This window comes from Mycobacterium sp. 4858, assembly GCF_900240975.1.
Lineage (GTDB): Bacteria > Actinomycetota > Actinomycetes > Mycobacteriales > Mycobacteriaceae > Mycobacterium.
Genome location: NZ_LT968776.1, coordinates 2,952,116 through 2,975,844 on the forward strand (window position 1 = coordinate 2,952,116; position 23,729 = coordinate 2,975,844).

The following is a 23,729-nucleotide window of genomic DNA, read 5'->3' on the forward strand; positions in this document are numbered from 1 at the left end:
CCACGTCTACTGGTCGGGTGGCGCAACGGGATCGGACGGCCCGCCGCCCGATCCCGTTGCGCCACCCGACCAGTAGACGAAACGGATCTTCAGGCGAGGGGGACGGGGTGAGCGCGGCGCCCGGTCCCGGTCACACCCCCTACGACGGCGTCGCGGCGCTGGGATCGCTGTTGGGGCGGTCGGAGAAAGCCGGAAGTTGCACCGGTTCTCCATCGCGGGCGGGGCGTGACACGACCTCGGGCTCGTAGCGATGCGAAAACAGGTCGGACGATGTCATGGAGTGGGGCTCCTCGATTTGGTTTGACTTCGGCCCAAACGGAAGTGGTGGAGCGAAGAGCGGCCGATTCGTAGATGCGCCCCTCCGCGTAGGAAATCGCTGGGGAAGGCGAACGCGACCGCTCACACCAATGTACACCCGCAACGCACTGTGGGCTGGCGGGAAAGCTCCCACCAGCCCACATGGAGTAGAACTCGCGCTAGACGGCAGTCACTCCGACTGCCTGCGGGCCCTTGGCCCCCTGCTCGACGCTGAACTCGACTCGTTGGTTCTCTTCGAGCGAACGGTAGCCGCCCCCCTGAATTTCCGAGTAGTGGACGAACACGTCTGCTGCGCCGCCGTCCGGAGCGATAAAACCGAAGCCTTTTTCGCTGTTAAACCATTTCACAGTTCCCTGTGTCATACCTTCAACTTCTCTCATTTTGAATGGATGCCGACGGGCATCCTCGGCAACCGTAGCACATGCTGCATCTGCGAACGCTAATCGGCTGCACCAGAATGTTTTTCATGCAGTCAAGTGCTGATGGGCGATCAAAAGGGCCTAGGTCTCGAATAATCTTGATAAACAGCGTGATTCGATGATTCGGGCCTGCGCACACCAAAATTTTCCGCCCTGCCACCGCCGAGGCCGGGGCGGCGTCACATGGGTCTGGCACCCCTGCGGGCACCCGTTGACGGTCTGCGGGCGCTGACCCGATCGCCCCCTGTGCCCCGAGGCTTGTGACAACGCCGTGGCAGTCGCAAACTTGTTGATATGCGCGACCGCGAGACCATCGACGCAGAATTGCGGCGCATCGCCATGCGGCGCCGCGCCATGCGCGAGCAGGGCGGTCGGCTGTCGTCTTGGGAGGTTGACGAGCTGCTCGACGAGCTCCTGGCCCACAACACGGGGGCGTCTTCGACCGACTCGACGGGGGTGCCCGCGGCCGGAACCCTCGCCGGCAACCCGTCGCGCGGCGACACTGCGAGGAGCAGGGCGCGGCGGCGTAAGCGCCCGCTGTTCCGCCGGGCTCTTTTCGCGGCCATGCCGCTATCGCTGGTCGCCGTCGCTGCCGCGGTGGTGCTGGTGGTGTTCACCGTTCAGCACCAGGATTCATCGGCGCAGCCGACCGAAACCCCGGCGTCGGCCGCGCCGCCCCCCAACCGGATGGCGCCGAAAGCGCCCGCACCGCACGTTGACATTGCCGACGCGGCGTTCGTCACCGCGCTGAAACGTCAGGGCGTACCGGTTCCCAGCCAGGAGTACGTGACAGCCCAAGGGCACGCGGTCTGCGACTTCCTGGCGCGCCAACCCAACCTCGCGGACGCGGTCCAGTTCGTCCAGCGATCATCGGTGTGGGACGCCGATCAAAGCGCGCAAGTGACGGCGGGGGCCATCGTCTCGTATTGCCCCCAGTCTCGCCCCACCGTCGCGGACCAGCTGCAGCCCGCCTATCAGAACACCCTCTCCGATCTGCAGGCCATCCAACGGCAACTGGACGGAATCCAGGGCGACCTGAAGGGCATCCAGGGAAGTCTGGACGGCATCCCGGGCCGGCCCTAACCGGTTTCCTACCCGCTACGGCCGGTACTACCCAGAACCGGTCGGCCCTTTTCTAGCAACGCTGTTGGGACTACGATCTCCCTGCACGGAGATATGGGATGCTCAGCATGGCTAACCGTTTGGCATTCATGGTCCCAGCCGTATTCGCGCTGGTGTTCATCACGACATGTCTGTCGCCGGGAGTAAGTAGAGCCGCTGAATGTGGCCAAGGCACCGTTTACGACGCACCATCTGATAGCTGTGTGGTTCTCGCGCAGGCTCCGCAACCACTGGCCCCGCCGCCCCCGTACAACGGCCCCAGGCCACATGTCTGGGTCAGCGTCTGCGCGCCTATTCCGTTCGTCAGTGTGGGCGCCGGCAGCCCCGCCTCCGCCGCCGCCCCCGTACAACGGCCCCAGGCCACATGTCTGGGTCAGCGTCTGCGCGCCTATTCCGTTCGTCAGTGTCTGCGCCGGAATCTGACGGCGCGCGACCGACGCCAAACCTGAGCGACTACCGCCGGTCGAGTTGTGCGGCTAAGCGATTGGAGCCCCCTGTCAGGATTGAACTGACGACCGCTCGCTTACAAGGCGAGTGCTCTACCACTGAGCTAAGGAGGCCGGGTCAAGCGGGGTCAAGCCTAATCGGTCACTCGCCGGTGTCGATCATGCGCGTTGAGCGCACCGCCCGCGACGACGGACGGCGCCGGCCCGGCAGGGGGATGCGGTCGGCGATGTTGCTCAGCGGGTTGACCACCATGGTCAGCGCGACGACGGCGTCCTGCAGCGTGGCGATCGCCGGCTCCAGCGCCTCCATCCCGGGCGTCAGCCGCGCCAGGGTGTCGGCGACGTCCGCGAGCTGATCCAGCGGCCCGTTTCTCGCTGTCAGCTTGTCGACCAGGCCACCGTCGGCCAGCAGCCGATCGGCCAGCCCATCCTCGGCCAGCAGCCGCTCGATCAAGCCGTCCTCCGAGACCAGCTGATCGGCCAGCCCGCCGGGCTGCAGCGTGCGGTGCAGTCCGCCGCCCTCGGCGGTCAGGCGGTCCAGCAGACCGCCATCCGAGGTGAGCATGTCGACCACGCCGCCCGGGCGCAGCAGTCGGTCGATCGGTCCGTCCGGCGCGACCGCCCGCCCGAGTGGCGCGTCGTCGTCGAGCAACCGGGCGAGCCGGTTGGCGCGAACGATCGCGTCGTCGATTCCGAGCATGGACGTCATGGCCGTCGTTCCGGCGGCACCGCCGTCACCCAGCGCTCGTTTCGCCACCCCCACCGCCGCGCTGGCGACGGTCAGGCTGGCGTCCGCGGCCGCAAGCCCCACGCGCGCCGGGGCGGTCGCGGCCGAGACGATGCGTGCGGCGAGGTTCATCCCACGAGTTTATTCGCGACGCGAGGGCGTCAAGCTGCGCAGGTCCACGCCACGGTCGCGATTCCTGGCAGACTACTATCAGAGTGTTGGCACTGAGCTCTCAGCAACCACACAATCTTCACATAGCTAACGTACAACCAAGGGGTAGAAGAACCTGATGACCGCGGCAACCCCAAGCGAAACCAAACCGGAGGCTCGCGTCCTAGTGGTCGACGACGAGGCCAACATCGTCGAGCTGCTCTCGGTGAGCCTGAAGTTCCAGGGGTTCGAGGTCTATACCGCGACCAACGGAGCCCAGGCGCTGGACCGGGCGCGGGAAGCCCGGCCCGACGCGGTGATCCTGGACGTGATGATGCCCGGCATGGACGGGTTCGGGGTGCTGCGGCGCCTGCGCGCCGACGGTATCGACGCCCCGGCGTTGTTCCTGACGGCCCGGGATTCCTTGCAGGACAAGATCGCCGGCCTGACCCTGGGCGGCGACGACTACGTGACCAAGCCGTTCAGCCTCGAAGAGGTGGTTGCCCGGTTGCGCGTCATCCTCCGTCGCGCGGGCAAGGGGGGAGCGGAGCCCCGCAGCGCCCGCCTCACCTTCGCCGACATCGAACTCGACGAGGAGACCCACGAGGTGTGGAAGGCCGGTGAACCGGTCTCGTTGTCGCCCACCGAGTTCACGCTGCTGCGTTACTTTGTGATCAATGCGGGCACGGTGCTCAGCAAGCCCAAGATCCTCGACCATGTGTGGCGTTACGACTTCGGAGGTGACGTCAATGTCGTCGAGTCCTACGTGTCGTACCTGCGGCGCAAGATCGATACCGGGGAGAAGCGGCTGCTGCATACCTTGCGCGGGGTGGGCTATGTGTTGCGGGAACCGCGTTGAGCCCGCGGTCGGTCACCGCCGGTAGCGAAGCGTCACCCTCGATGGCCAAGCAGTATCGACGTGGATTGCCGCTTCGGGTGGGGCTGGTCGCCGCCACCCTGGTGCTGGTGGCCTGCGGCCTGGCCGTGTCGGGCATCGCGGTCACGTCGATCCTGCGGCACAGCCTGGTCTCCCGGATCGACCAGACACTGCTCGACGCGTCGCGCGGCTGGGCGCAGGCCCCGCGCAAGCAGTCGCCGCCCCCTTACGAGGGCCCCGATCCGGGCCGCCCGCCGTCCAAGTTCTACGTGCGCGGCATCAGCACCGACGGCACCCCGTTCACCGCCATCAACGACCGCAACTCCGAACCGGCACTGCCGCCCAACAACGACGTGGGCCCCAACCCGACGACGCTGCCGTCGGTCAACGGGTCGGACATCCAGTGGCGCGCGGTGTCGGTGCGCGGCCCGCACGGCCTGACGACCGTCGCGATCGACCTGTCCGACGTCCAACACACGGTCAGCTCCCTGGTGTGGCTGCAGATCGGCATCGGGGTCGCGGTGCTCGTCGTGGTCGGCATCGCCGGGTTCGCGGTGGTTCAGCGCAGCCTGCGGCCGCTGTCGGAGGTCGAAAAGACCGCCGCGGCGATCGCCGCGGGCCAGCTGGATCGCCGTGTCCCGGAACGTGATCCGCGCACCGAGGTGGGCCGGCTGTCGCTCGCCCTCAACGGAATGCTCGCGCAGATCCAGGAAGCCCTCGCGTCCTCGGAGTCCTCGGCGGAGAAGGCGCGCGGTTCGGAGGAGCGGATGCGGCGGTTCATCACCGACGCCAGCCACGAGCTGCGCACCCCGCTGACGACCATTCGGGGCTTCGCGGAGTTGTATCGCCAGGGCGCCGCGCGCGACGTCGCCATGCTTTTGTCGCGCATCGAGAGCGAAGCCAGCCGGATGGGATTGCTGGTCGACGACCTGCTGCTGTTGGCCCGCCTGGATGTGCAACGACCGCTCGAACACAACCGGGTCGACCTGCTCGCGCTGGCCAGCGACGCCGTGCACGACGCGCAGGCGATGGATCCGAAACGCAACATCGCCATGGAGGTGCTGGACGGCCCGGGCACCCCTGAGGTGCTCGGCGACGAACCGCGGATCCGGCAGGTGCTGAGCAACCTCATCGCCAACGCCCTGCAGCACACCCCGACCAACGCCGATGTCACCGTGCGGGTCGGCACCGCCGGCGACGACGCGGTGCTCGAAGTGGCCGACAGGGGCCCCGGCATGACCGAGCAGGACGCGTCGCGGGTGTTCGAGCGGTTCTATCGCACCGACTCGTCGCGGGCGCGCGCCAGCGGCGGTACGGGGTTGGGGCTATCGATCGTCGACTCGCTGGTCCGCGCGCATGGCGGCGCCGTCACGGTGACCACCTCGCCCGGCGAGGGCTGCCGTTTCCGCGTCACGCTGCCGCGCGTCAGCGAGGTGCCGGCGCAGGAACCGGTTCACGCCAACTGAGCCAGGGCCGCCTTGATCTTGGCTTGCGCCTCGTCCAGCGACTCCGGTGACGGGTTGCGGTCGACGTTGGCGAAGCCGAAGTCGCTGAGGCGGCGGGTGGGGAACACATGCACGTGCAGATGGGGCACCTCCAGGCCGGCGATGATCACCCCCGCACGCTCGGTCTTGAAGGCCTTGCAGACCGCCTTGCCGATGAGCTGACTCACCGCCATGATCCGGGCGAACGTCGCGCCATCGACGTCCTGCCACTGGTCGATTTCGGCCCGCGGCACGACGAGCGTGTGCCCCTGGGTCATGGGCTCGATCGTCAAGAACGCGACGACGTCGTCGTCCTCGTAGACGAAGCGGCCGGGAAGTTCACGGTTGATGATCTTGGTGAAGATCGACGCCATGGCCCCAGCATAGGGGCGGGGGCCGGACGAGCCCGCGTCAGTCCTCCTGGCCGAACTCCATGACGTCGAGGTTCCAGTAGCCCCGCATGTTGGTGATCAGTCCCGCTTCGTTGACCTTGTAGGTGAACACGCCACGTACCTTGCTGGTCATGCCGCCCTCAAACTTGCTCTGCAGCACCAGAATATGAGCGATTTCGCGGGGCGAGCTCGACGGGAAAGTCTCCTCGCAAGTGATGGTCAGCTGGTTCTTGGCGATGTTGTTGTCGAAAAACTCGCCGACGGCTGCCTTGCCGCGCACACCGGTGCCGTCGGGGTTGGTGACGGACTTGCCGATCGGGTCCTCGATGACCACATCGTCGGTCATCAGCGCCAGCCAGCCGTCCCGATCTTTGGCTTGTGCGCAGCGCCATGATGACTGCGACGCGGTCAGTGCCGGGGATTGGGCGGTTTGCGTCATGGTTATCTCTCCTGTCACTAGATTGCGCACGCGGCACGAGCGCCTTCCTCGGTGGCTTTGCGGATCAGCCCCAGCCCGGTGCAGTCGCCGGCGGCGTGCACCTGGGCGCCGGGGAGTGCGGCGACGAGCGCGTCGAACAGGGTGGTGTCGGGTTCGACGGCGCCGGCCAGCACCACGCTGTCGGCAGGCAGCCGCCGGCCGGTGCCACCGACGGGGGCGAATACCACCGCTTCGGTGGTGATCCGCTCCACGGTGGCCCGGACGTGCACGGTGACGCCCAGCCGGTCGAGTCGGTCCATGTGCTCGGTCTTGCGTTTGTTGCCCACTTCGGGGGCGATGTTCCTGCCGGACTCGAGTATTGACACCAGTCGGCCGCGGCTGGCCAGGAATTCGGCCAGTTCCAGGGCGACCAGATCGCCGCCGACGATGACGACCCGGCGCCCCAGCGGCATCCAGGCGCGGCTGGCCAGCCGGACCGCGGCGGGCCGCACCAGCCGCTGCCGCCAGCCGCCCAGCGCCGCGGCCCCCAGGCGCTGCCAGGCCGGGCCGGATTCGGCTCGCCCGCTGAGTAATTCGCGTAGCCCCGGCCCCGTCCGCACGTGCGGCAGCTCGGAGCCGGGGACTTCCGGCACGGCGACCCGGCCGCCGGTGGCCACCACCACCGCGTCCGGTGCGGATTCGACGATGTCCTGAGCCGAAATATCCTGGCCCAGATGGACTTCCGTGCCACTGCGGTTGATTTCATCACGCAGGTAGCGCAGGAACGGCTGATTCTCTGGGTGCAGGATCGAAGCCCAGCGCAGGGCCCCGCCCAGCGTGGCGCTGCGCTCGAACAGGATCACGCGGTGGCCCCGTTCGGCGGCCACCCGGGCGGCCTCCAGCCCTGCGGGCCCGCCCCCGATCACCACCACGCGCTTGGCCCGTGCGGCGGGAGCCGGGGACATCTCGCGTTCTTTGCCGGTGCGGGGATTGACGGCGCAGTCGACGGAGAATCGCTGTTCCATTGCGTCGATGCAGTTTTCACAGGAGATGCACCGGCGGATCCGGTGCGCCTGACCGTTGCGCAGCTTGCTCGGCAGGTCGGGATCGGCCAGCAGGGGGCGCCCCATCGCGATGAAGTCGGCCCGCCCGTCGGCCAGGATCCGCTCGGCCCTGACCGGGTCGTGGATGCGACCGACGGCGATCACCGGCACGTCGACCACCTGCTTGACCGCCGCCGCGGCCCCGACGTTGAGCTCGTCGCCGTCGTCGGCGCCGTTGACCATCCCGGTCACCAGCCGATCGATCACCCCGCCGCTGACGTGGAACGCGTCGACGCCCGCGGCCACGAATTCCGGTGCCAGTTGCGCGGTCTCGAAGATGGGCCGTCCACCGGCGACTCGTTCGTAGCCGGAGATCCGTAGCGTGATCGGCAGCGTGTCGCCGATCTCGGAGCGGATCGCGGCGAGCGCGTCGAGCACCACCCGCGCCCGCCCCCGCGCCGAATCACCCCGATAGTCGTCGGTGCGCCGATTGCGTTGCGGGGCAAGGAAGGAGCCCAGCAGCATGTAACCGTGCGCGGCGTGCAGTTCGATGCCGTCGTACCCGGCCTCGACCGCACGCCGCGCCGCGGCCTTGAACAAGTCGAACACTTCGCACAGCTGTTGCTTGCTGATCTCGACCGACGGTCGCCCGGTGAGGTAAGAGGGGATCACCGACGGGCCCAGGGACGGGACACCGAACATCTCGGGCCCCAGGCCGTCGGGCCCCGCGTGCACGATCTGGGGCTGGATCCTGGCGCCGTGCTCGTGCACCACGTCCACCAGCGCCCGGTGCGCGTCGACGGCCGTGTCGGTCGCCAGGTGCAGGCCCCCGGGCGTCTCGGGGTGGTGGTGGTCGATCCCGGTGGCGCCCACCGTGATCAAGCCGACACCGCCCCTGGCGCGCGCGGCGAAGTAGTCGCGGGTGCGTTGCGACGGCAGCCCGTCCGGCGTGCCGTACATCGTCTCCATCGGAGACATGACGACGCGGTTGCGCACCGTCATGGCGCCGATCCGTCCCGGCGCCAGCAGGTGCCCGAACTCGGTCATTCGGACCCAGTCGGTGGGGGCGGCTGTTACCTGTCGGCGTCCGTGTACCGGATGACGCCGCGAATGTTCTTGCCGTCCAGCATGTCCTGGTAGCCCTCGTTGATCTGCTCCAGGCGGTACTGGGTGGTGACCATGTCGTCCAGGTTCAGCTTGCCGGCCTTGTACATCGACAGCAGCTGCGGGATGTCGTACTGCGGGTTGCCGCCGCCGAAGATGGTGCCCTGCAGGTTCTTCTGCATCAGGGTGAGCATCGCCAGGTTCAGGTTGACGTTGGTGTCCAACAGGCTACCGATGGCGGTCAGTACGCAGGTGCCGCCCTTTTGGGTGATGTTGAGGTAGTTGTCGACGTCGGCGCCGTGCAGTTCGCCGACCGTGACCACGACCTTGTGAGCCATCAGCCCGTAGGTGACCTCCATGATGCCCATCAGCGCGGCGTTGATGTCCGGGTAGACGTGGGTGGCACCGAATTTCAGCGCCTGATCCCGCTTCCATTCGACCGGGTCGATCGCGAAGATGTAGCGCGCGCCGGCGTTGACGGCGCCCTGCAGCGCTGCCATGCCGACCCCGCCGACGCCGACGATGGCGACGTCCTGGCCCGGGCGGATGTCGGCGGTGCGGACCGCCGAGCCGTAGCCGGTGGTGACGCCGCAGCCGACCAGGGCGGCCACCTCGAACGGTACCGACGGGTCGATCTTCACCACCGAGCTGCGGTGCACGACCATGTACGGCGAGAAGGTGCCCAGCAGCGTCATGGGAAAGACGTTCTGGCCGCGGGCCTGGATGCGGAAGGTGCCGTCGGAGACCGCGGCGCCGCCGAGCAGCCCGGCCCCGAGATCACACAGGTTGCGCAGGCCGGCCTGACACGTCGGGCATTGCCCGCAGGACGGGATGAACGACAGCACCACGTGGTCGCCCGGGGCGATGTCCTCCACGCCCGGACCGACCTCGGTCACGATGCCGGCACCCTCGTGCCCGCCCAGCACCGGGAAGCCTGCCATCGGGATTCCGCCGGTGACGAGGTGATGATCGGAGTGGCACATGCCCGCCGCTTCCATCTGGATCTTGACCTCGTGTGCTTGCGGGTCGCCGATCTCGATTTCCTCGATGGACCACGGCTGGTTGAACTCCCAGATCAGTGCGCCTTTTGTCTTCACGATGGTCCTGACCCCATTTCGCCTTTGAATCGATCAGAGCTGCCCGGCTCCTTCATGCCGGACAACTTGGTGACGGGCGCCACAGGCACCCTTGTCGCGTCAGCATAGCGCGTGGAACAAATCAAATGCTTGGTTGGTCCGCCTGGGCTCCGGCTCACCAGATCGGGACCGGCGCCTGGCCGAGCGGGTAGTAGCCGGGCAGCTTCTCGCCGGCGATGCTGCGCTCGATCCGCTTCTGCATGCCGTCGCTGAGGTCGCCGGATTCGATGAGGTCGGCGAACATCTTCGCGACGTGGCCGAAGTCGAAGAAGTCGCGTTGCCACTCGATGAGGTTGTCGGCATTGAGGCGGAACCAGCTGCCGCCGATGCCGTAGATCTCGTCCTGGGTGCCGTCGGACTTGTTGACGATCTGCTTCCAGAAGCCGACGATCTCGCGCTGCTTCTCGTCGATGAGCACCTTCTGGTACTCGTACACCCAGTTCTCCAGGCCCTCCATCTCCAGGCCGAGGGCGATGTCGCGGATCTCGTCGACGCCGACGCACATCACGTCTTCCTTGGGGCCGATGTTCCAGCCGTAGGTGGCGTCGGCGGCGTAGAAGTCGGCCAACGGCCGCCAGTCACCGGCCTTCTCACAGTCCTTGTTGGCCTGCAGCCAGCGGTCGACCCATGACTCGAGTTCCTCGCGTGACGCCATTATCGGTCTTCTTTCTCTCTGATGAACAGTGCATGCGTTGGGCACATATCGACCGCGCGTTCGACTTCGTCGCGGGCGTCTTCGGGCGGTTCGGGGTCGACTATTTCGACCTTGCCCCGTTTAGGCACCCGGAAATAGTCGGGCGCCTCCAGTTCGCACATGGCATGGCCCTGGCACAAATCCAGATCCACTTCGATTCGAAACCCCATGACTTATCCGGCTTTCCGCTTGCGGTAGCGGACCTTCGCCGGCCGGGCGAGCTGGACGACCATTTTGGAGTGGTCGTTGTGATAGCTGTCGGCGGGTTGGGCCATCTCGAAGTCGTACTCGCGCAACAAGACCGAGAAGATGGCCTTGATTTGCATCTGGGCGAACGCGGCGCCGACGCAGCGGTGCCGTCCCGCGCCGAACGGAATCCAGGTCCACCGGTTGACGATGTCGGCCTGTTCGGGCTTGTTGTAGCGATCGGGCTTGAAGGCGTCCGGATCGGGGAAGTCCTCGGGAATCCGGTTCGAGATCGCGGGTGAGGCGGCGACGTAGTCACCGGCGTGGATCGGGAAACCCTCGACCTCGAACTCGCCCTTGGCGACCCGCATCAGGATGATCAGCGGGGGGTGCAGCCGCAGCGTCTCCTTGACCACGTTGTCCAGCTTCGGAATCGACCGCAGCGCATGAAAACTCACCTCCTGGCCGTCGGCGTAGAGCTCCTCGAGTTCGGCCAGCACCTCGGCGTAGACGTCGGGATGGCGGATCAACTCGATCAACGTCCACGCCGACGTTCCGGAGCTGGTGTGGTGCCCGGCGAACATCAGCGAGATGAACATGCCGGTGACCTCGTCGGCGGAGAAGCGCGGATTGCCGTCCTCGTCCTTGATCGAGACCAGCACGTCGAGCATGTCGCGGTCGCTCTTGTCCTTGGGTGGGTTGGCGATTCGCTGATCCATGATTTCCTGCACCAGGGCGACGAGCTTGACGCGGGCCTCGTCGCGCAGCTTGAAACTCTCGATCGGCAGGTAGGGGTCGACGTAGCACAGCGGGTCGGTGCCGCGCTCGAGCATGTGGTAGTACTCGGCGAACCGGTGGTCGAGCTGCTCGCGGAACTTCAGCCCGATCAGGCACGCGGTCGAGGTGTAGATGGTCAGTTCGGCGAAGAAGTCGAGCAGCTCGATCTCGCCCTCGTCGCCCCAGTTGGCGATCATCTTCTTGACTTCGCCCTCGATGGTGGCGGCGTGGCCCTTCATCTGCTCGCCGCGCAGCGCGGAGTTGTGCAGCATCTCCTTGCGCCGCTCGGGGCTGGCGTCGAACACCACGCCCTTGCCGAAGATCGGCGTCATGAAGGGGTACGCCTCGGCCTGGTCGAGTTCCTCGTCCGCCGAACGGAAGAAGAACTCGTTGGCGCCGGCCCCGGAGAGCAGGATGACGTGCTTGTCGACCAGCTGGAACCAGCCCACGTCGCCGCATTCTTCCCGGACGCGCTTCATCAAACCGATTGGGTCGGTGCGGAACTCCTCGAGGTGACCGTGCGCTTCCTCACCGCCGGATACCCGCGGCACGATGGCGGTTGTTGTCATGACGGCATCCCCTCTTCGCCGAGCGCGAGCTTCTGGCGGTCTTTCTTGTCGGCCAACGGCGCTTCGGGTTGAAGCTCCATGTTCGCGATAAAGCCACCGCGCGGGGTCTCGGCCACGAACGTGATGGCTCGCGCCAGGTCCGCCGCGCGCAGGAAGTAGTCGTGGCGAGCCTGGCCCCACTTGGCCCAGTCCTCGAGCGCGGGTCCGATCTTCTCGGCCGGAAGGCTCCAGCCCATCGACGTCTTCGTCGGGCCGGGGTGCACGATCGACGCCCGCACGCCGGTGCCCTCGAGCTCCATCTGGAAGTTGGTGACCATCGCGACGAGCGCGGCCTTGGCCGCGCCGTAGGCGCCCATGTGCGGCCGCTGACGCAGGGCGACGTCGGACCCGACGAAGATCAGGTCGCCGCGCTGGCGCTCGAGCATGCCGGGCAGCACCGCGGCGGCCAGCCGGTTGGCGCCGACGAGGTGGATCTGCAGCTGCGACTCGAACTCGTCGGTGGTGATCTCGGCGAGTTTGCCGAAGTAGGTGTCGCCCGCGCCGGCGACCAGGATCTCGATGTCGCCGAGCGCGTCGACGGACTGCGCGACAAAGGCTTTCACCGAGTTGGGGTCGGTGACGTCCAGGTGGAATCCGACCGCTTCGCCGCCCTCGGCGTTGATCTTGCCGACGATGTCGTTGAGCTTCTCCACCCGGCGGGCGCCGAGGGCCACTGGGAAGCCGTGCGCCGCGAGCTCGATGGCGGTGGCCTCTCCGATGCCGGATGAGGCACCCGCCACAATGGCCGGCCGGCGTGCGGGCAGGGGGTCAAAGCGGGGCATTCAGCGGACCTCCACGGTCATGGGTAGGTGAGCGAATCCGCGGACATTGCTGGAGTGGACGCGGACGGCGTTGGCCTCGTCCACCTCATATCCGCGGATTCGCTTGAACAACTCGGTCAGCGCGACCCGGGCTTCCATCCGCGCCAGATGCGCGCCCAGGCAGAAGTGCGCGCCACTACCGAAACTCAAGAGCTTGGGCCCGATCTCGCGCCCGATCAGATAGTCGTCGGGGTTGTCGAACACCCGCTCGTCGCGATGGCCCGAACCGGGCAACAGCAGCAGGACGTCGCCCTCGGGAATCGTGGTGTCATACAGGGTGAGCTCACCGGACACGGTGCGCGCCAGGATCTGGCTCGACGTGTCGTAGCGCAGGGTCTCCTCGACCCACAGCGGCACCCGCGACAGGTCGGCGTAGACCGGGGCCAGTTGGTCCGGATTCTTGTGACCCCAAAAGGCGGCATTGGCAAGCAGTTTGGTGGTGGTCTCGTTACCGGCGATCACCATCAGGAACATGAACCCGAGGACTTCCTCGTCGGTGAGCCGGTCGCCGTCGATTTCGGCCTCCAGCAGGGCCGAGGTCAGATCGTCGGTCAACTGCTTGCGCCGTTCGGCCACCATTCCCTGGTAATAGACGATCAGGTTGATGGAGGCCTCGACAGCCTCCGGTGGCACGTCGGTGACACCGTCGGCGCGGTGCATCACCCCGTCGGCCCAGGCCCGGACCTGGGCGCGGTCCGGCTCGGGGACGCCCATCAACTCGCTGATGACGTCCATGGGCAGCTTCCCCGCGAACTCGTCGACGTAGTCGACGGTGCCGCCCTTGGCGTTTTCCAGCATGGTGACCAGGTGCCGGGTGGCGATCTCGGTGACGCGGGGCTCGAGTTCGCGAATCCGCCTCGGGGTGAACCCCTTCGACACCAGGGTCCGCAGCCGCAGGTGCGCGGGATCGTCCATCGCCAGAAACGACATCGTTTTCGACGCGTGCGGACCGCGCGACGCCGGGTCGAGCGAAACGCCGTACTTGTTGGATAGCGTCGTGCTGTTGCGGAATCCCTGTAGCACGTCCTGGTGCCGCGACAGCGCCCAGAACTTCAGCTCCTCGTTGCGATACAGCGGGGCCTCGTCGCGCAGCCGCTTGTAGTACGGGTACGGGTCTTCGTGGAAGTCGTAGTCGTAGGGATCGAGGACCAGGTCGTGGTCGCCAACGTGAACGGTCATTCGGTGGTTGTCTCCTGGCTCGTCTCTGCCGCGCCGGTGAGGATCAGCCGCACCACATAGGCCAGCCGGTCGGCGATCTCGCGGTAGGTGAATTCGCCGCTGCCGGCCTGCACCAGCGCGCCGAAGAAGGACATCTCCAGCGCGGACACGGCGGTGGGGTCCGCGTCGGGGCCCATGGCCGAGGTGATGCGGCGGTGGATCTCCGCGCCGATCCGGTCGCGCGCGGCGGCCACCGCGGGCTCGGCGCCGCCGCTGAGCAACGCCGTCGTGCACGCGGCGCTGACCTCGGGCTCGTCGGCGACCACCAGGGCCAGGTGCCGCAACACCTGTTCCACCCGGTGGGGCATCGGGTCGTTGACGTCGGTGAAGTAGGGGACCTGCCGCACCAGGTCCAGGTAGACCTCGGCGATCAGATGGTTCTTCGACGAGAAGTAGGTGTAGGCGGTCGCCGGCGCGACTTTGGCGCGGGCAGCCACCGCGCGCACCGTCAGGTCGGCGTAAGACTTCTCGCGGAGCGTCTCGATGCCGGCCGCGAGCACCTTGCGGAAGGTCTCCTCCTGCCGGCGGTTGCGCGCCGGCCGGCCGGTCTGGTGGTCGGCCTGCGACGTGATCGCCACCAGTGCATCGCTGGACACATGTCCAAGCTATCGGACCGACTCGGACTGAGGCAAGCCCGACCGGTGAAGATGCCGGTTAATGTGGCGTTTTTTGGCGCGTCGCCGCCGTAGCCGGGATCGGCCCTTGCACCGCCGACGCCCCGGCGGCTATGGTTCCATCGGAGAATATCGGACAACTGTCCACTGAAATGTCTCCTGGATTTCGCGTAGTCAATGTGGTCCGCACAGACGGGAGCGGGAGATGGCCTTGCTGGCCGACGGCGTGAGTGCACTCTTCATCGACGGCAAGATGTCGCCCGGCAGCGCCGGCACCTTCCCGACGATCAACCCGGCGACCGAGGAGGTGCTCGGGGTCGCGGCCGATGCCGACGCCAACGACATGGGCCGCGCCATCGACGCCGCGCGCCGCGCTTTCGACGAGACGGACTGGTCACGCAACACCGAGCTGCGGGTGCGATGCGTCCGCCAGCTGCAGCAGGCGATGCAACGGCACCTCGAAGAGTTGCGCGACCTGACCATCGCCGAAGTCGGCGCGCCGCGGATGCTCACCAGCATCGCCCAGCTCGAGATCCCGGTCAGCGACCTGGCCTTCGCGGCGGACACCGCCGAATCCTATGTCTACAACGAGGATCTCGGCCTGGCGTCGCCGATGGGCATCCCCACCCGACGCACCATCGCCCGTGAGGCCGTGGGCGTCGTCGGCGCCATCACCCCGTGGAACTTCCCCCACCAGATCAACCTCGCGAAGATCGGGCCCGCGCTGGCCGCCGGCAACACCGTCGTCCTCAAGCCCGCCCCTGACACCCCCTGGTGCGCGGCCGTGCTGGGGGAACTCATCGCTGAGCACACCGACTTTCCGCCCGGCGTCATCAACATCGTCACGTCCAGCGACCACGGCGTGGGCGCGCTGTTGGCCAAAGACCCTCGGGTGGACATGGTTTCGTTCACCGGGTCGACCGCTACCGGCCGCAGCGTGATGGCCGACGGCGCCGCGACCATCAAGAAGATCTTCCTCGAGCTGGGCGGCAAGTCGGCGTTCATCGTCCTGGACGACGCCGACCTGGGCGGCGCGGTGGGCGTGGCCGGATTCTCGGTCTGCATGCACGCCGGGCAGGGCTGCGCGATCACCACCCGGTTGCTGGTGCCGCGGGCGCGGTATGACGAAGCGGTCTCCATCGCGGCCGCGACAATGGGCGGCATCAAGGCCGGCGACCCCACCGATCCCGGAACCATCTGCGGGCCGGTGATTTCCGCGCGCCAGCGCGACCGGATCCAGGGCTATCTCGACTCGGCGCTCGCCGAGGGCGGAACGTTCGCCTGCGGGGGCGGGCGGCCGGCCGACCGTGACGTCGGCTTCTTCATCGAGCCCACGTTGATCGCGGGCCTCGGCAACGATGCCCGCTGCGCGCGTGAGGAGATCTTCGGCCCGGTCCTGACGGTGATCCCGCACGATGGCGACGACGACGCCGTGCGCATCGCCAACGACTCGCCATACGGGTTGTCGGGCACCGTGTTCGGCGCGGACCCGGACAGGGCGGCGACCGTCGCCGCGCGGGTTCGCGCGGGCACGATCAACGTCAACGGCGGCGTCTGGTACTCGGCTGACGCGCCGTTCGGCGGTTACAAGCAGTCCGGAAACGGCCGCGAGATGGGCCTGGCCGGTTTCGAGGAGTACCTCGAGACCAAGACCATTGCGACGGCCGTCAACTAGAGGAGTTTGAAGCATGCGATTCGAGAACAAAGTCGCCATCGTCACCGGGTCCGGCGGCGGCATCGGCCAGGCCTACGCGGAGGCGCTGGCCCGGGAGGGCGCGGCGGTCGTCGTGGCCGACATCAAGGCAGAGGCGGCGCAGGGAGTGGCCAAGCAGATCGTGGCCGACGGCGGCACCGCCCTGGCCGTCCCGGTCGACGTGTCCGACCCGGCGTCGGCCAAGGCGATGGCCGACCGCACACTGGCCGAATTCGGCGGCATCGACTATCTGGTCAACAACGCGGCGATCTTCGGGGGCATGAAGCTGGACTTCCTGCTCACCATCGACCCCGAGTACTACAAGAAGTTCATGAGCGTCAACCTCGACGGCGCGTTGTGGTGCACCCGCGCGGTGTACAAGAAGATGGCCAAGCGTGGCGGCGGGGCGATCGTGAACCAGTCGTCCACCGCCGCGTGGTTGTACTCGAACTACTACGGCCTGGCCAAGGTCGGCATCAACGGCCTGACCCAGCAGCTCTCCCGCGAACTGGGCGGCCAGAACATCCGCATCAACGCGATCGCGCCCGGGCCCATCGACACCGAGGCCAACCGGACCACCACGCCGCAGGAGATGGTCGCCGACATCGTCAAGGGTCTGCCGTTGTCTCGCATGGGAACTCCCGAAGACCTGGTCGGAATGTGCCTGTTCCTGCTGTCCGATGAGGCGTCGTGGATCACCGGGCAGATCTTCAACGTCGACGGCGGGCAGATCATCCGGTCATGACTGAGCACGCGAAGCTCGGGTACATCGGCCTGGGCAACATGGGCGCGCCGATGGCCAGCAAGATGACCGAATGGCCCGGCGGAGTAACGGTTTACGACATCAGGACCGAGGCCATGACGCCCCTGGCCGAGAAGGGCGCCGGGCGGGCCGACAGCGTCGCAGACGTCGCGGCCGCCGACATCATCCACGTCACGGTCTTGGACGACGCGCAGGTGCGCGAGGTGGTCGGCGAACTGGCGGCTCACGCCAAGCCCGGCACGGTCATCGCGATCCACTCGACCATCAGCGATACCACGGCCGCGGAACTGGCCAGCGATCTGAAACCACGGGGGATCCACATCGTCGACGCGCCGGTCAGCGGAGGCGCGGCCGCCGCCGCGAAGGGTGAGCTCGCCACCATGGTGGGGGCCGATCGCGAGGTGTACGAGCGGATCAAGCCGGCGTTCAAACACTGGGCAGCGGTCGTCATCCACGCCGGCGAGCCGGGCGCGGGGACACGAATGAAGTTGGCGCGCAACATGTTGACGTTCACGTCGTATGTCGCGGCGTGCGAAGCGATGAAACTGGCCGAGGCGGCGGGCCTGGACCTGCAGGCGCTGGGCCGGGTGGTCCGTCACACCGACGCCCTCACCGGCGGGCCGGGAGCCATCATGGTCCGCAACGACATGAAAGACCTTGAACCAGAAAACTTCCTGTACCAGCCCTCTATGCACACCCGCGGCCTCGGCGAAAAAGACCTGAGCCTGGCGCTAGGTTTGGGCGACGCGTTGTCGGTCGACCTGCCGCTGGCCCGGTTGGCTTACGAGGGGCTGGCGGCCGGCCTCGGGGTGCCACACACAGAGAAAGAGGCGTGATGGACGAACTTCGCCGCAAGGGCCTCGAGAAGATGAACGAGGTCTACGGCTGGGAGATGCCCAACATCGAGGGTGACGCGTACTTCGACCTGACCGTCGACCACCTGTTCGGCAGCATCTGGACGCGACCGGGGTTGTCGATGCGCGACAAGCGCATCATGACGCTGACGGCGGTGACCGCGGTCGGGAACCGCGACCTGGCCGAGATCCAGATCAACGCCGCGCTGCTCAACGGGGAGCTCACCGAGACCGAGCTGAAGGAGATGGCCGTCTTCCTCACCCACTATCTCGGGTTCCCGCTGGGTTCGGCGCTCAACGGCGCCGTCGACGCCGTCGTCGCCAAGCGCAGGAAGGCCGCGGCGAAGGGTGCCGGAGAGGACAAGAAGGCCAACGTGGACGCCGCGCTGAAGATGCACTCCGGCGACAAGGACTGACCCGAATACGGGTGCCGTGGGCGTGCGGCATTTGCCCGGGCTAGTCTGACGTGTCGTGCGAGTCCTGGTAATCGGTTCGGGCGCCCGTGAACATGCGCTGCTGCTGGCGCTTCGGAAAGACCCGCAGGTCACGGCACTAATCGTCGCCCCCGGCAATGCGGGCACCGCCCGGGTGGCCGAGCAGCACGACGTCGACATCAGTTCGGGTGACGACGTCGTCGCCCTGGCCCGTGACGTCCGGGCTGATCTGGTGGTCATCGGTCCCGAAGTACCACTCGTGCTGGGCGTGGCCGACGCGCTGCGCGCCGCGGGCATCGTCTGCTTCGGGCCCAGCAAGGATGCCGCCCGGATCGAAGGGTCGAAGGCGTTCGCCAAAGAGGTCATGGCCGCGGCGGGCGTGCGGACCGCGGCCAGCGAAACCGTCGACAACCCCGCCCATTTGGATGCGGCCCTGGACCGGTTCGGGCCGCCGGCGGGCGACCCGGCCTGGGTGGTGAAGGACGACCGGCTGGCCGCGGGTAAGGGCGTGGTGGTGACCGCGGATCGCGGGGTGGCCCGCGCGCATGCCGCCGCGCTGCTCGAGGCGGGCCACCCGGTGCTGCTGGAGTCTTACCTGGACGGTCCCGAGGTGTCACTGTTCTGCGTCGTCGACGGCGAGACCGTGGTGCCGCTGTTGCCTGCGCAGGACTTCAAACGTGTCGGCGAGGGCGATACCGGACCCAACACCGGTGGCATGGGCGCCTACGCACCGGTTCCGTGGCTTCCCGACGAGCTGTACCGGGACATCGTCGCCAACATCGTCGAACCCGTTGCGGCCGAGATGGTTCGGCGGGGCAGCCCGTTCCGCGGGTTGCTGTACGTCGGGCTGGCGATCACCGCAAAAGGACCGGCGGTGGTGGAATTCAACTGCCGGTTCGGCGATCCGGAGACCCAGGCCGTGCTGGCGCTGCTGGAATCGCCGCTCGGGCAGCTGCTGTACGCGGCGGGTGCCGGCCGGCTCGCCGACTTCGGTGACCTGCGTTGGCACGAGGGCGCCGCCGTCACGGTGGTGCTGGCCGCGGAGAACTATCCCGGCCGCCCCCGCGTCGGTGACGTGATCACCGGCGCGGAGACCGAGGGGGTGTTGCACGCCGGTACGGCGCGACGCGACGATGGCGAGGTCGTCTCGTCGGGCGGTCGGGTGCTCTCGGTGGTGGGCACCGGCGCCGACCTCGCTGCGGCCCGAGCGCAGGCGTACCGGCTGATGGGGTCGATCCGGTTGCCCGGCAGCCACTTTCGGCGCGACATCGCGCTGTTGGCCGCCGAGGGCAAGATCAGCGTCTAGAACCCCGCGGCCTGGCCGTCGCGGCGTGGATCGCTCGCCGCGAAGTAGCCGCCGTCGAGCCGCCAGATCGCCTGACAGCTGCCGAACTGGTTGTAGTCGTCCACCGCAACCAGGTCATGCCCGCGGCGGCCGAGCTCGTCCAGCGTCGCGGCGGGGAAGCCTTTCTCGCAGGCGACCTGCAGGCCCTGCACCCAGCGGAACCGTGGGCCGTCACACGCGGCCTGGGGATTCTGCCCCTGGTCGGCGATGCGCACCATCACCTGGGTGTGCCCCTGAGGTTGCATCGTTCCGCCCATCACGCCGAAGCTCATCACCGGGGCGCCGTCTTTGGTGACGAAGCCCGGGATGATGGTGTGGTAGGGCCGTTTGGCGGGCCCGACCCGGTTCGGATGACCCTCAGCGGCAACGAAATTCGCCCCGCGGTTCTGCAGTGATATGCCGGTGCCCGGCACCACGACACCCGATCCGAATCCCATGTAGTTCGACTGGATCATCGACACCATCATTCCCGCGGCGTCGGCTGCGGTCAGATAGACGGTTCCCCCGCCCGGCGTGCCCGCCGACGCCGGCAGCGCCCGCCCCCGGTCGATCAGGGCCGCGCGCTGCCTCAGGTAGTCGGCGTCGAGCAGCTGTTGCGGATGCACCTGCATGTGCTCGATGTCGGCGACGTAAGCCTGCGCGTCGGCGAATGCCAGCTTCACCGCCTCGATCTGAAGGTGCACGCTGTCGGCGGAATCGACCGCGAGCGAAGCCATGTCGAAGTGCTCCAGGATCCCCAGGGCGATCAGGGCCACGATCCCGTGGCCATTGGGCGGGATCTCGTGCACGGTGTAGCCGCGGTAGGGGCCACTGATGGTGCCCACCCAGTCGGCGCGGTGAGCGGCGAGGTCGCTGGCCCGCATCACGCCGTCGTTGGCCGCTGCATGCGCCTCGAGTTGGGCGGCCAGCTCGCCGCGGTAGAACGCCTCACCATTGGTCGCGGCGATCTTCTCGAGCGTGGTGGCCTGTTCGGAAAACTGGAACCGCTCACCGGGTTTCGGTGCCCGCCCCCCGGGCATGAATGCCGCCGCGAAGCCGGGCTGTCGTTCGAACAGCGGTAGCTGCGCCTTCCATTGGTCCGCGACGGTCGGCGATACCAGAAACCCGTTGCGGGCGTATCGGATTGCAGGCTCGAAGAGTGTGCCGAACGGGAGCTTGCCAAACTTGGCATGCAGTTCGGTCCATGCCGACACCGCGCCCGGGACGGTCACCGCGTTCCAGCCCAGCGCGGGAACGGCCTTGGCGCCGAAGTATTCCGGTGTCCAGGCGGCGGGCGAGCGGCCGGACGCGTTCAGCCCGTGCAACTGCCGGCCATCCCAGACGATGGCGAAGGCGTCGGAGCCGATGCCGTTGGACACCGGCTCCACCACGGTGAGGGCGACGGCGGTGGCGATGGCCGCGTCGACCGCGCTACCACCCTCGGCGAGCATTCGAAGGCCCGCTTGGGCGGCCAGCGGTTGTGATGTGCACACGACGTTTTCCGCCAGCATCGGTTTCCGCGGCCAGGCGTACGGGAAGTTCCAGTCGAAGGGCGCGGTCACCCTGCGATCGTCGCACGAGTCCTCAAGCGGGCCCAACGGAAATCCGGCCCGCGAAAGGCATTGTGTTCTCCCCGACTTTGATATCGCGCGCGATATCAAGTTTCACAATTGCATGATGCCCGTGTGCTGGTGCCGAAGTGACTGGCGTGACGGGGGACACCCCCAGGCCCAGGCCTCAGGCCGTCAGTAGCGGCGCCATCCAGGTCAACTCGGCCGGCAGCTGCGAGCTCCAGAACTCTCCGTTGTGCCCGCCGGGCGAGAACCCGCCCGCGGGCGGATGGGGCAGCTGCGCGATGAACTGCTTGGTCGCGGCGTAGAACGGGTCGCTGTCGCCGCAGTCCACCCGGATTGGAATCGACGCCAGCGCAGGCATCCCGAACACCGAGTTCGCCGCGAAGTCGTCGGGCCCGTCGAACGCGCCCGGCGCGGCCGCACCGGAGGAGAGCCACAGTGCGGGACTGACCGCGCAGATCGCCGCGGTGCGTGCCGGACCCAGCCGGCCGCCGAGCAGCAAGGCGCCGTAGCCGCCCATCGACCATCCCAGAAACGCCACCCGCGAGGTGTCCAGGTTCTGGCTCCCGAGCATCGGAATGAGCTCGTCGAGCACCATGGCCCCGCTGTCCTCGCCGGAAGCCCGCTTGTGCCAATAGCTGCCACCGCCGTCCACGGCGACCACCGCAAACGGCGGCAGCCCCGCGTTGACGGCCTGCGCCAAACCCTGTTCCACGCCGCCGGCCATCACCGTGGACGCATCACTGCCCTTGCCGTGCAGCGCGATCACCGGTCGCAGTGCCTTGGTCTGGCCGGGCGGGCGCGCGATGGCCCAGTTGGTGTTGATCCCGCCGCGCGCCGCAGAAACGAAGGAACCCGTCACCATGGTGGGTGCTGGTTGCCCCGGGGGAGCGGGCTCGAGAGGCGCGCTCGGCGGCGGCGCCAGCGGCCCCTGGGTGCCGACCGGTGACAGCGGCACGGCCTGAGATGGTCGGGGCTTGAACAAAATGTCGAGCCCATACGTGCCCACTGCGCCCGCCGCGGCGCCGGCGCCGAGGCCCAGCAAGGCGCGGCGGCTCATTTCGGGCATGCGGGCCATCATGCCACGTTGGTCTCGCGGGCCGTTTGACGGAAATGGCAATGCAGTACCACTTTGACTGGCACGATGGCTACTCGTGACCTCAGCAGTCACTCCCAAGGGAGAACGTCGACGGTATGCGCTGGTGAGCGCCGCCGCCGAGTTGCTCGCCGAAGGCGGATTCGATGCGGTGGGTCACCGCGCGGTCGCTCGGCGCGCCGGACTGCCGCTGGCGTCGACGACGTATTACTTCTCGTCCCTTGACGATTTGATCGCGCGCGCCGTCGAACACATCGCAATGATCGAGGTGGCGCAGCTGCGGTCTCGGGTCTCCGCCTTGTCCCGACGGCGTCGCGGACCCGAAACCATCGCCGAGGTGTTGGTCGACCTGCTGGTCGGAGACGTGTCCAGCCCGGCGCTCAGCGACCAGTTGATCTCGCGCTACGAGCGACACATCGCGTGCACCCGGCTCCCCGCGTTGCGCGAGACCATGCGTCGCAGCCTGCGGCAGCGCGCCGAGGCCGTGGCCGAGGCCATCGAGCGTTCGGGCCGCACGGTGCACATCGAGCTGGTGTGCACGCTGATCTGTGCGGTCGATGGCTGCGTGGTGTCCGCTTTGGTCGAGGGCCGCGACCCTCGCGCGGCGGCGGTGGGAACGGTGGTCGATCTCATCGACGTGCTCGCGCCCATTGATCAGCGGCCGGTCCGGTCGGCCGGCAACGACGGCGTCACGATGTATCCGGTGGCGAAGTCCCCGTAAATCGTTACCTCCGCCGGGCGGCGCTGCGCGAACAACGCCACGTAGGCGCAGACGACGGCATCAACCGGATCCTCGGCGCGGCGCAGCTCGCTCTTGCGCTGGGCGGTGGTCACGCGGTGGCGCAGCCGAACCCAATCCTCATGACCCGCCACGCGCAAGGGCACCGGTGCGTGCGCGAGCTTTTCGATGCCGTCCATCAGCAAGAGCAGCTCGGACCTGAGCTGGTCGACTCCCCGGCCCGGCTTGGCCTTGTACTTGAGCGTTCGCGCCAGCCGGAAGAACACCACGGTGGCCGGATGCGGGTAGACCTCGATGGCGCGGCGCGGTGCCGCTGACCGTGGGTCCATGTCGAGCCCCATCGCGTGCGCCAAGCGCGCCGCGCGCGGCCCGTCGGCGAACTCCGGTTTCGCCGTGTTGGCCGGGTGCGCCCCGGCCTCGAACCTGCGGAAGTCGCGGTTGAGTGCGGCCTCGGCGGGACGCTGGCCCGTCGGGTTGGTCACCACCAGCGGAGCGTCGAAGGCGACAACGCAATCCCCCCGCACATGGGGCGACAACGCGGCGAGCACATCGGCGTCATCGCCGGCGGCGCCGATGTGCACCAGGAGGCCCCTCGAGTCGACGACCGCGACGCCGGTGGGGTTGCGCCCGGCCCAGGCCAGATCGACGCCGGCGAAGTACATCCTGCCTAGGGTAGAGCGGCGGATCGTAAGCTCTAT

General features: G+C 67.7%; 23 protein-coding genes, 1 tRNA gene and 2 pseudogenes. 9 read left to right on the forward strand and 17 right to left on the reverse strand.

All coding sequences use genetic code 11. The annotated features are described in order from the left end of the window. Positions 1 to 139: 139 nt before the first annotated feature. Together C1737_RS26950 and C1737_RS22510 are read right to left on the reverse strand one after the other, a co-directional pair. Complete coding sequence (locus C1737_RS26950) at positions 140 to 277, reverse strand: hypothetical protein (RefSeq protein ID WP_197509181.1); 138 nt, start codon at positions 275 to 277, stop codon at positions 140 to 142. A gap of 199 nt (positions 278 to 476) precedes the next feature. Further along, positions 477 to 680, reverse strand: coding sequence for a cold-shock protein (locus tag C1737_RS22510; RefSeq protein ID WP_067922008.1), 204 nt, complete (start codon positions 678 to 680; stop codon positions 477 to 479). Positions 681 to 1,031: 351 nt separating this feature from the next. Between C1737_RS22510 and C1737_RS22515 the strand changes: the two genes are divergently transcribed. Further along, complete coding sequence (locus tag C1737_RS22515; protein ID WP_102419497.1) at positions 1,032 to 1,820, forward strand: DUF732 domain-containing protein; 789 nt, start codon at positions 1,032 to 1,034, stop codon at positions 1,818 to 1,820. Positions 1,821 to 2,344: 524 nt separating this feature from the next. On the opposite strand, the gene C1737_RS22525 is transcribed toward C1737_RS22515, so the two are convergent. Then, positions 2,345 to 2,419: transfer RNA gene (locus C1737_RS22525), tRNA-Thr, on the reverse strand. Between the two features lie 28 nt (positions 2,420 to 2,447). Further along, complete coding sequence (locus C1737_RS22530; protein ID WP_067922013.1) at positions 2,448 to 3,164, reverse strand: hypothetical protein; 717 nt, start codon at positions 3,162 to 3,164, stop codon at positions 2,448 to 2,450. A 157-nt stretch (positions 3,165 to 3,321) separates the two neighbouring features. Here C1737_RS22530 and phoP point away from each other — a divergent pair, with 157 nt between their 5' ends. Further along, positions 3,322 to 4,041, forward strand: a complete 720-nt coding sequence (gene phoP, locus C1737_RS22535; RefSeq protein ID WP_067201572.1) for a two-component system response regulator PhoP — start codon at positions 3,322 to 3,324, stop codon at positions 4,039 to 4,041. Between the two features lie 41 nt (positions 4,042 to 4,082). Continuing rightward, a pseudogene (locus tag C1737_RS22540) lies at positions 4,083 to 5,541 on the forward strand (sensor histidine kinase). Positions 5,542 to 5,626: 85 nt separating this feature from the next. Here C1737_RS22540 and C1737_RS22545 read toward each other — a convergent pair. The 10 genes and pseudogenes from C1737_RS22545 to C1737_RS22590 form a co-directional block, all read right to left on the reverse strand. Further along, positions 5,627 to 5,917, reverse strand: a pseudogene (locus C1737_RS22545) (HIT family protein); the annotation flags it as partial. A gap of 37 nt (positions 5,918 to 5,954) precedes the next feature. Further along, entirely contained in the window at positions 5,955 to 6,374 is a 420-nt protein-coding gene (locus tag C1737_RS22550; RefSeq protein ID WP_102419498.1) for a ketosteroid isomerase family protein, read from the reverse strand. A gap of 17 nt (positions 6,375 to 6,391) precedes the next feature. Beyond that, entirely contained in the window at positions 6,392 to 8,443 is a 2,052-nt protein-coding gene (locus C1737_RS22555; RefSeq protein WP_102419499.1) for an FAD-dependent oxidoreductase, read from the reverse strand. Positions 8,444 to 8,469: 26 nt separating this feature from the next. Further along, the gene (locus C1737_RS22560; RefSeq protein ID WP_068091451.1) at positions 8,470 to 9,597 is read right to left on the reverse strand and encodes an NDMA-dependent alcohol dehydrogenase; all 1,128 of its coding nucleotides are present in this window, start codon (positions 9,595 to 9,597) and stop codon (positions 8,470 to 8,472) included. A 154-nt stretch (positions 9,598 to 9,751) separates the two neighbouring features. Next, on the reverse strand, positions 9,752 to 10,291 hold the full coding sequence (locus C1737_RS22565) for a hypothetical protein (RefSeq protein ID WP_068091456.1): 540 nt from the start codon (positions 10,289 to 10,291) through the stop codon (positions 9,752 to 9,754). Further along, positions 10,291 to 10,500: a ferredoxin gene (locus C1737_RS22570; protein ID WP_068056310.1), complete on the reverse strand. Its 210-nt coding sequence runs from the start codon at positions 10,498 to 10,500 to the stop codon at positions 10,291 to 10,293. The genes C1737_RS22565 and C1737_RS22570 overlap by 1 nt, the downstream gene beginning before the upstream one ends. Before the next feature lie 3 nt (positions 10,501 to 10,503). Next, complete coding sequence (locus C1737_RS22575) at positions 10,504 to 11,862, reverse strand: cytochrome P450 (protein WP_102419500.1); 1,359 nt, start codon at positions 11,860 to 11,862, stop codon at positions 10,504 to 10,506. After that, complete coding sequence (locus C1737_RS22580; RefSeq protein WP_068091464.1) at positions 11,859 to 12,683, reverse strand: SDR family oxidoreductase; 825 nt, start codon at positions 12,681 to 12,683, stop codon at positions 11,859 to 11,861. The genes C1737_RS22575 and C1737_RS22580 overlap by 4 nt, the downstream gene beginning before the upstream one ends. Beyond that, positions 12,684 to 13,901 (reverse strand): cytochrome P450, encoded by a 1,218-nt coding sequence (locus tag C1737_RS22585; protein ID WP_102419501.1) that lies wholly within the window; start codon positions 13,899 to 13,901, stop codon positions 12,684 to 12,686. Beyond that, positions 13,898 to 14,536 (reverse strand): TetR family transcriptional regulator, encoded by a 639-nt coding sequence (locus C1737_RS22590; protein WP_068091468.1) that lies wholly within the window; start codon positions 14,534 to 14,536, stop codon positions 13,898 to 13,900. The genes C1737_RS22585 and C1737_RS22590 overlap by 4 nt, the downstream gene beginning before the upstream one ends. Before the next feature lie 223 nt (positions 14,537 to 14,759). Here C1737_RS22590 and C1737_RS22595 point away from each other — a divergent pair, with 223 nt between their 5' ends. The 5 genes from C1737_RS22595 to purD are packed head-to-tail and all read left to right on the forward strand — an operon-like array spanning position 14,760 to position 19,604. After that, positions 14,760 to 16,229: an aldehyde dehydrogenase gene (locus C1737_RS22595; protein WP_102419502.1), complete on the forward strand. Its 1,470-nt coding sequence runs from the start codon at positions 14,760 to 14,762 to the stop codon at positions 16,227 to 16,229. A 13-nt stretch (positions 16,230 to 16,242) separates the two neighbouring features. Beyond that, a complete protein-coding gene (locus C1737_RS22600) occupies positions 16,243 to 16,992 on the forward strand; it encodes an SDR family oxidoreductase (protein ID WP_102419503.1) in 750 nt (249 codons plus the stop codon). Beyond that, positions 16,989 to 17,846 (forward strand): NAD(P)-dependent oxidoreductase, encoded by an 858-nt coding sequence (locus C1737_RS22605; protein ID WP_102419504.1) that lies wholly within the window; start codon positions 16,989 to 16,991, stop codon positions 17,844 to 17,846. Before C1737_RS22600 ends, C1737_RS22605 begins: the two co-directional genes overlap by 4 nt. Continuing rightward, positions 17,846 to 18,280 carry a carboxymuconolactone decarboxylase family protein gene (locus tag C1737_RS22610; RefSeq protein WP_067761468.1) on the forward strand — a complete coding sequence of 145 codons (435 nt, stop codon included), beginning with the start codon at positions 17,846 to 17,848 and terminating at the stop codon, positions 18,278 to 18,280. Before C1737_RS22605 ends, C1737_RS22610 begins: the two co-directional genes overlap by 1 nt. Positions 18,281 to 18,335: 55 nt before the next feature. Then, a complete protein-coding gene (gene purD, locus C1737_RS22615; RefSeq protein WP_102419505.1) occupies positions 18,336 to 19,604 on the forward strand; it encodes a phosphoribosylamine--glycine ligase in 1,269 nt (422 codons plus the stop codon). On the opposite strand, the gene C1737_RS22620 is transcribed toward purD, so the two are convergent. Then, the gene (locus C1737_RS22620) at positions 19,601 to 21,184 is read right to left on the reverse strand and encodes a gamma-glutamyltransferase family protein (RefSeq protein ID WP_102419506.1); all 1,584 of its coding nucleotides are present in this window, start codon (positions 21,182 to 21,184) and stop codon (positions 19,601 to 19,603) included. The two genes, purD and C1737_RS22620, sit on opposite strands and share 4 nt — an antisense overlap. A gap of 175 nt (positions 21,185 to 21,359) precedes the next feature. Then, positions 21,360 to 22,277, reverse strand: a complete 918-nt coding sequence (locus tag C1737_RS22625; protein ID WP_102419507.1) for an alpha/beta hydrolase-fold protein — start codon at positions 22,275 to 22,277, stop codon at positions 21,360 to 21,362. 73 nt (positions 22,278 to 22,350) lie between these two features. Between C1737_RS22625 and C1737_RS22630 the strand changes: the two genes are divergently transcribed. After that, complete coding sequence (locus C1737_RS22630) at positions 22,351 to 23,013, forward strand: TetR/AcrR family transcriptional regulator (RefSeq protein ID WP_067918842.1); 663 nt, start codon at positions 22,351 to 22,353, stop codon at positions 23,011 to 23,013. Here C1737_RS22630 and C1737_RS22635 read toward each other — a convergent pair. Next, positions 22,947 to 23,693, reverse strand: coding sequence for a DUF429 domain-containing protein (locus C1737_RS22635; protein ID WP_067918841.1), 747 nt, complete (start codon positions 23,691 to 23,693; stop codon positions 22,947 to 22,949). The two genes, C1737_RS22630 and C1737_RS22635, sit on opposite strands and share 67 nt — an antisense overlap. Positions 23,694 to 23,729 lie beyond the last annotated feature (36 nt).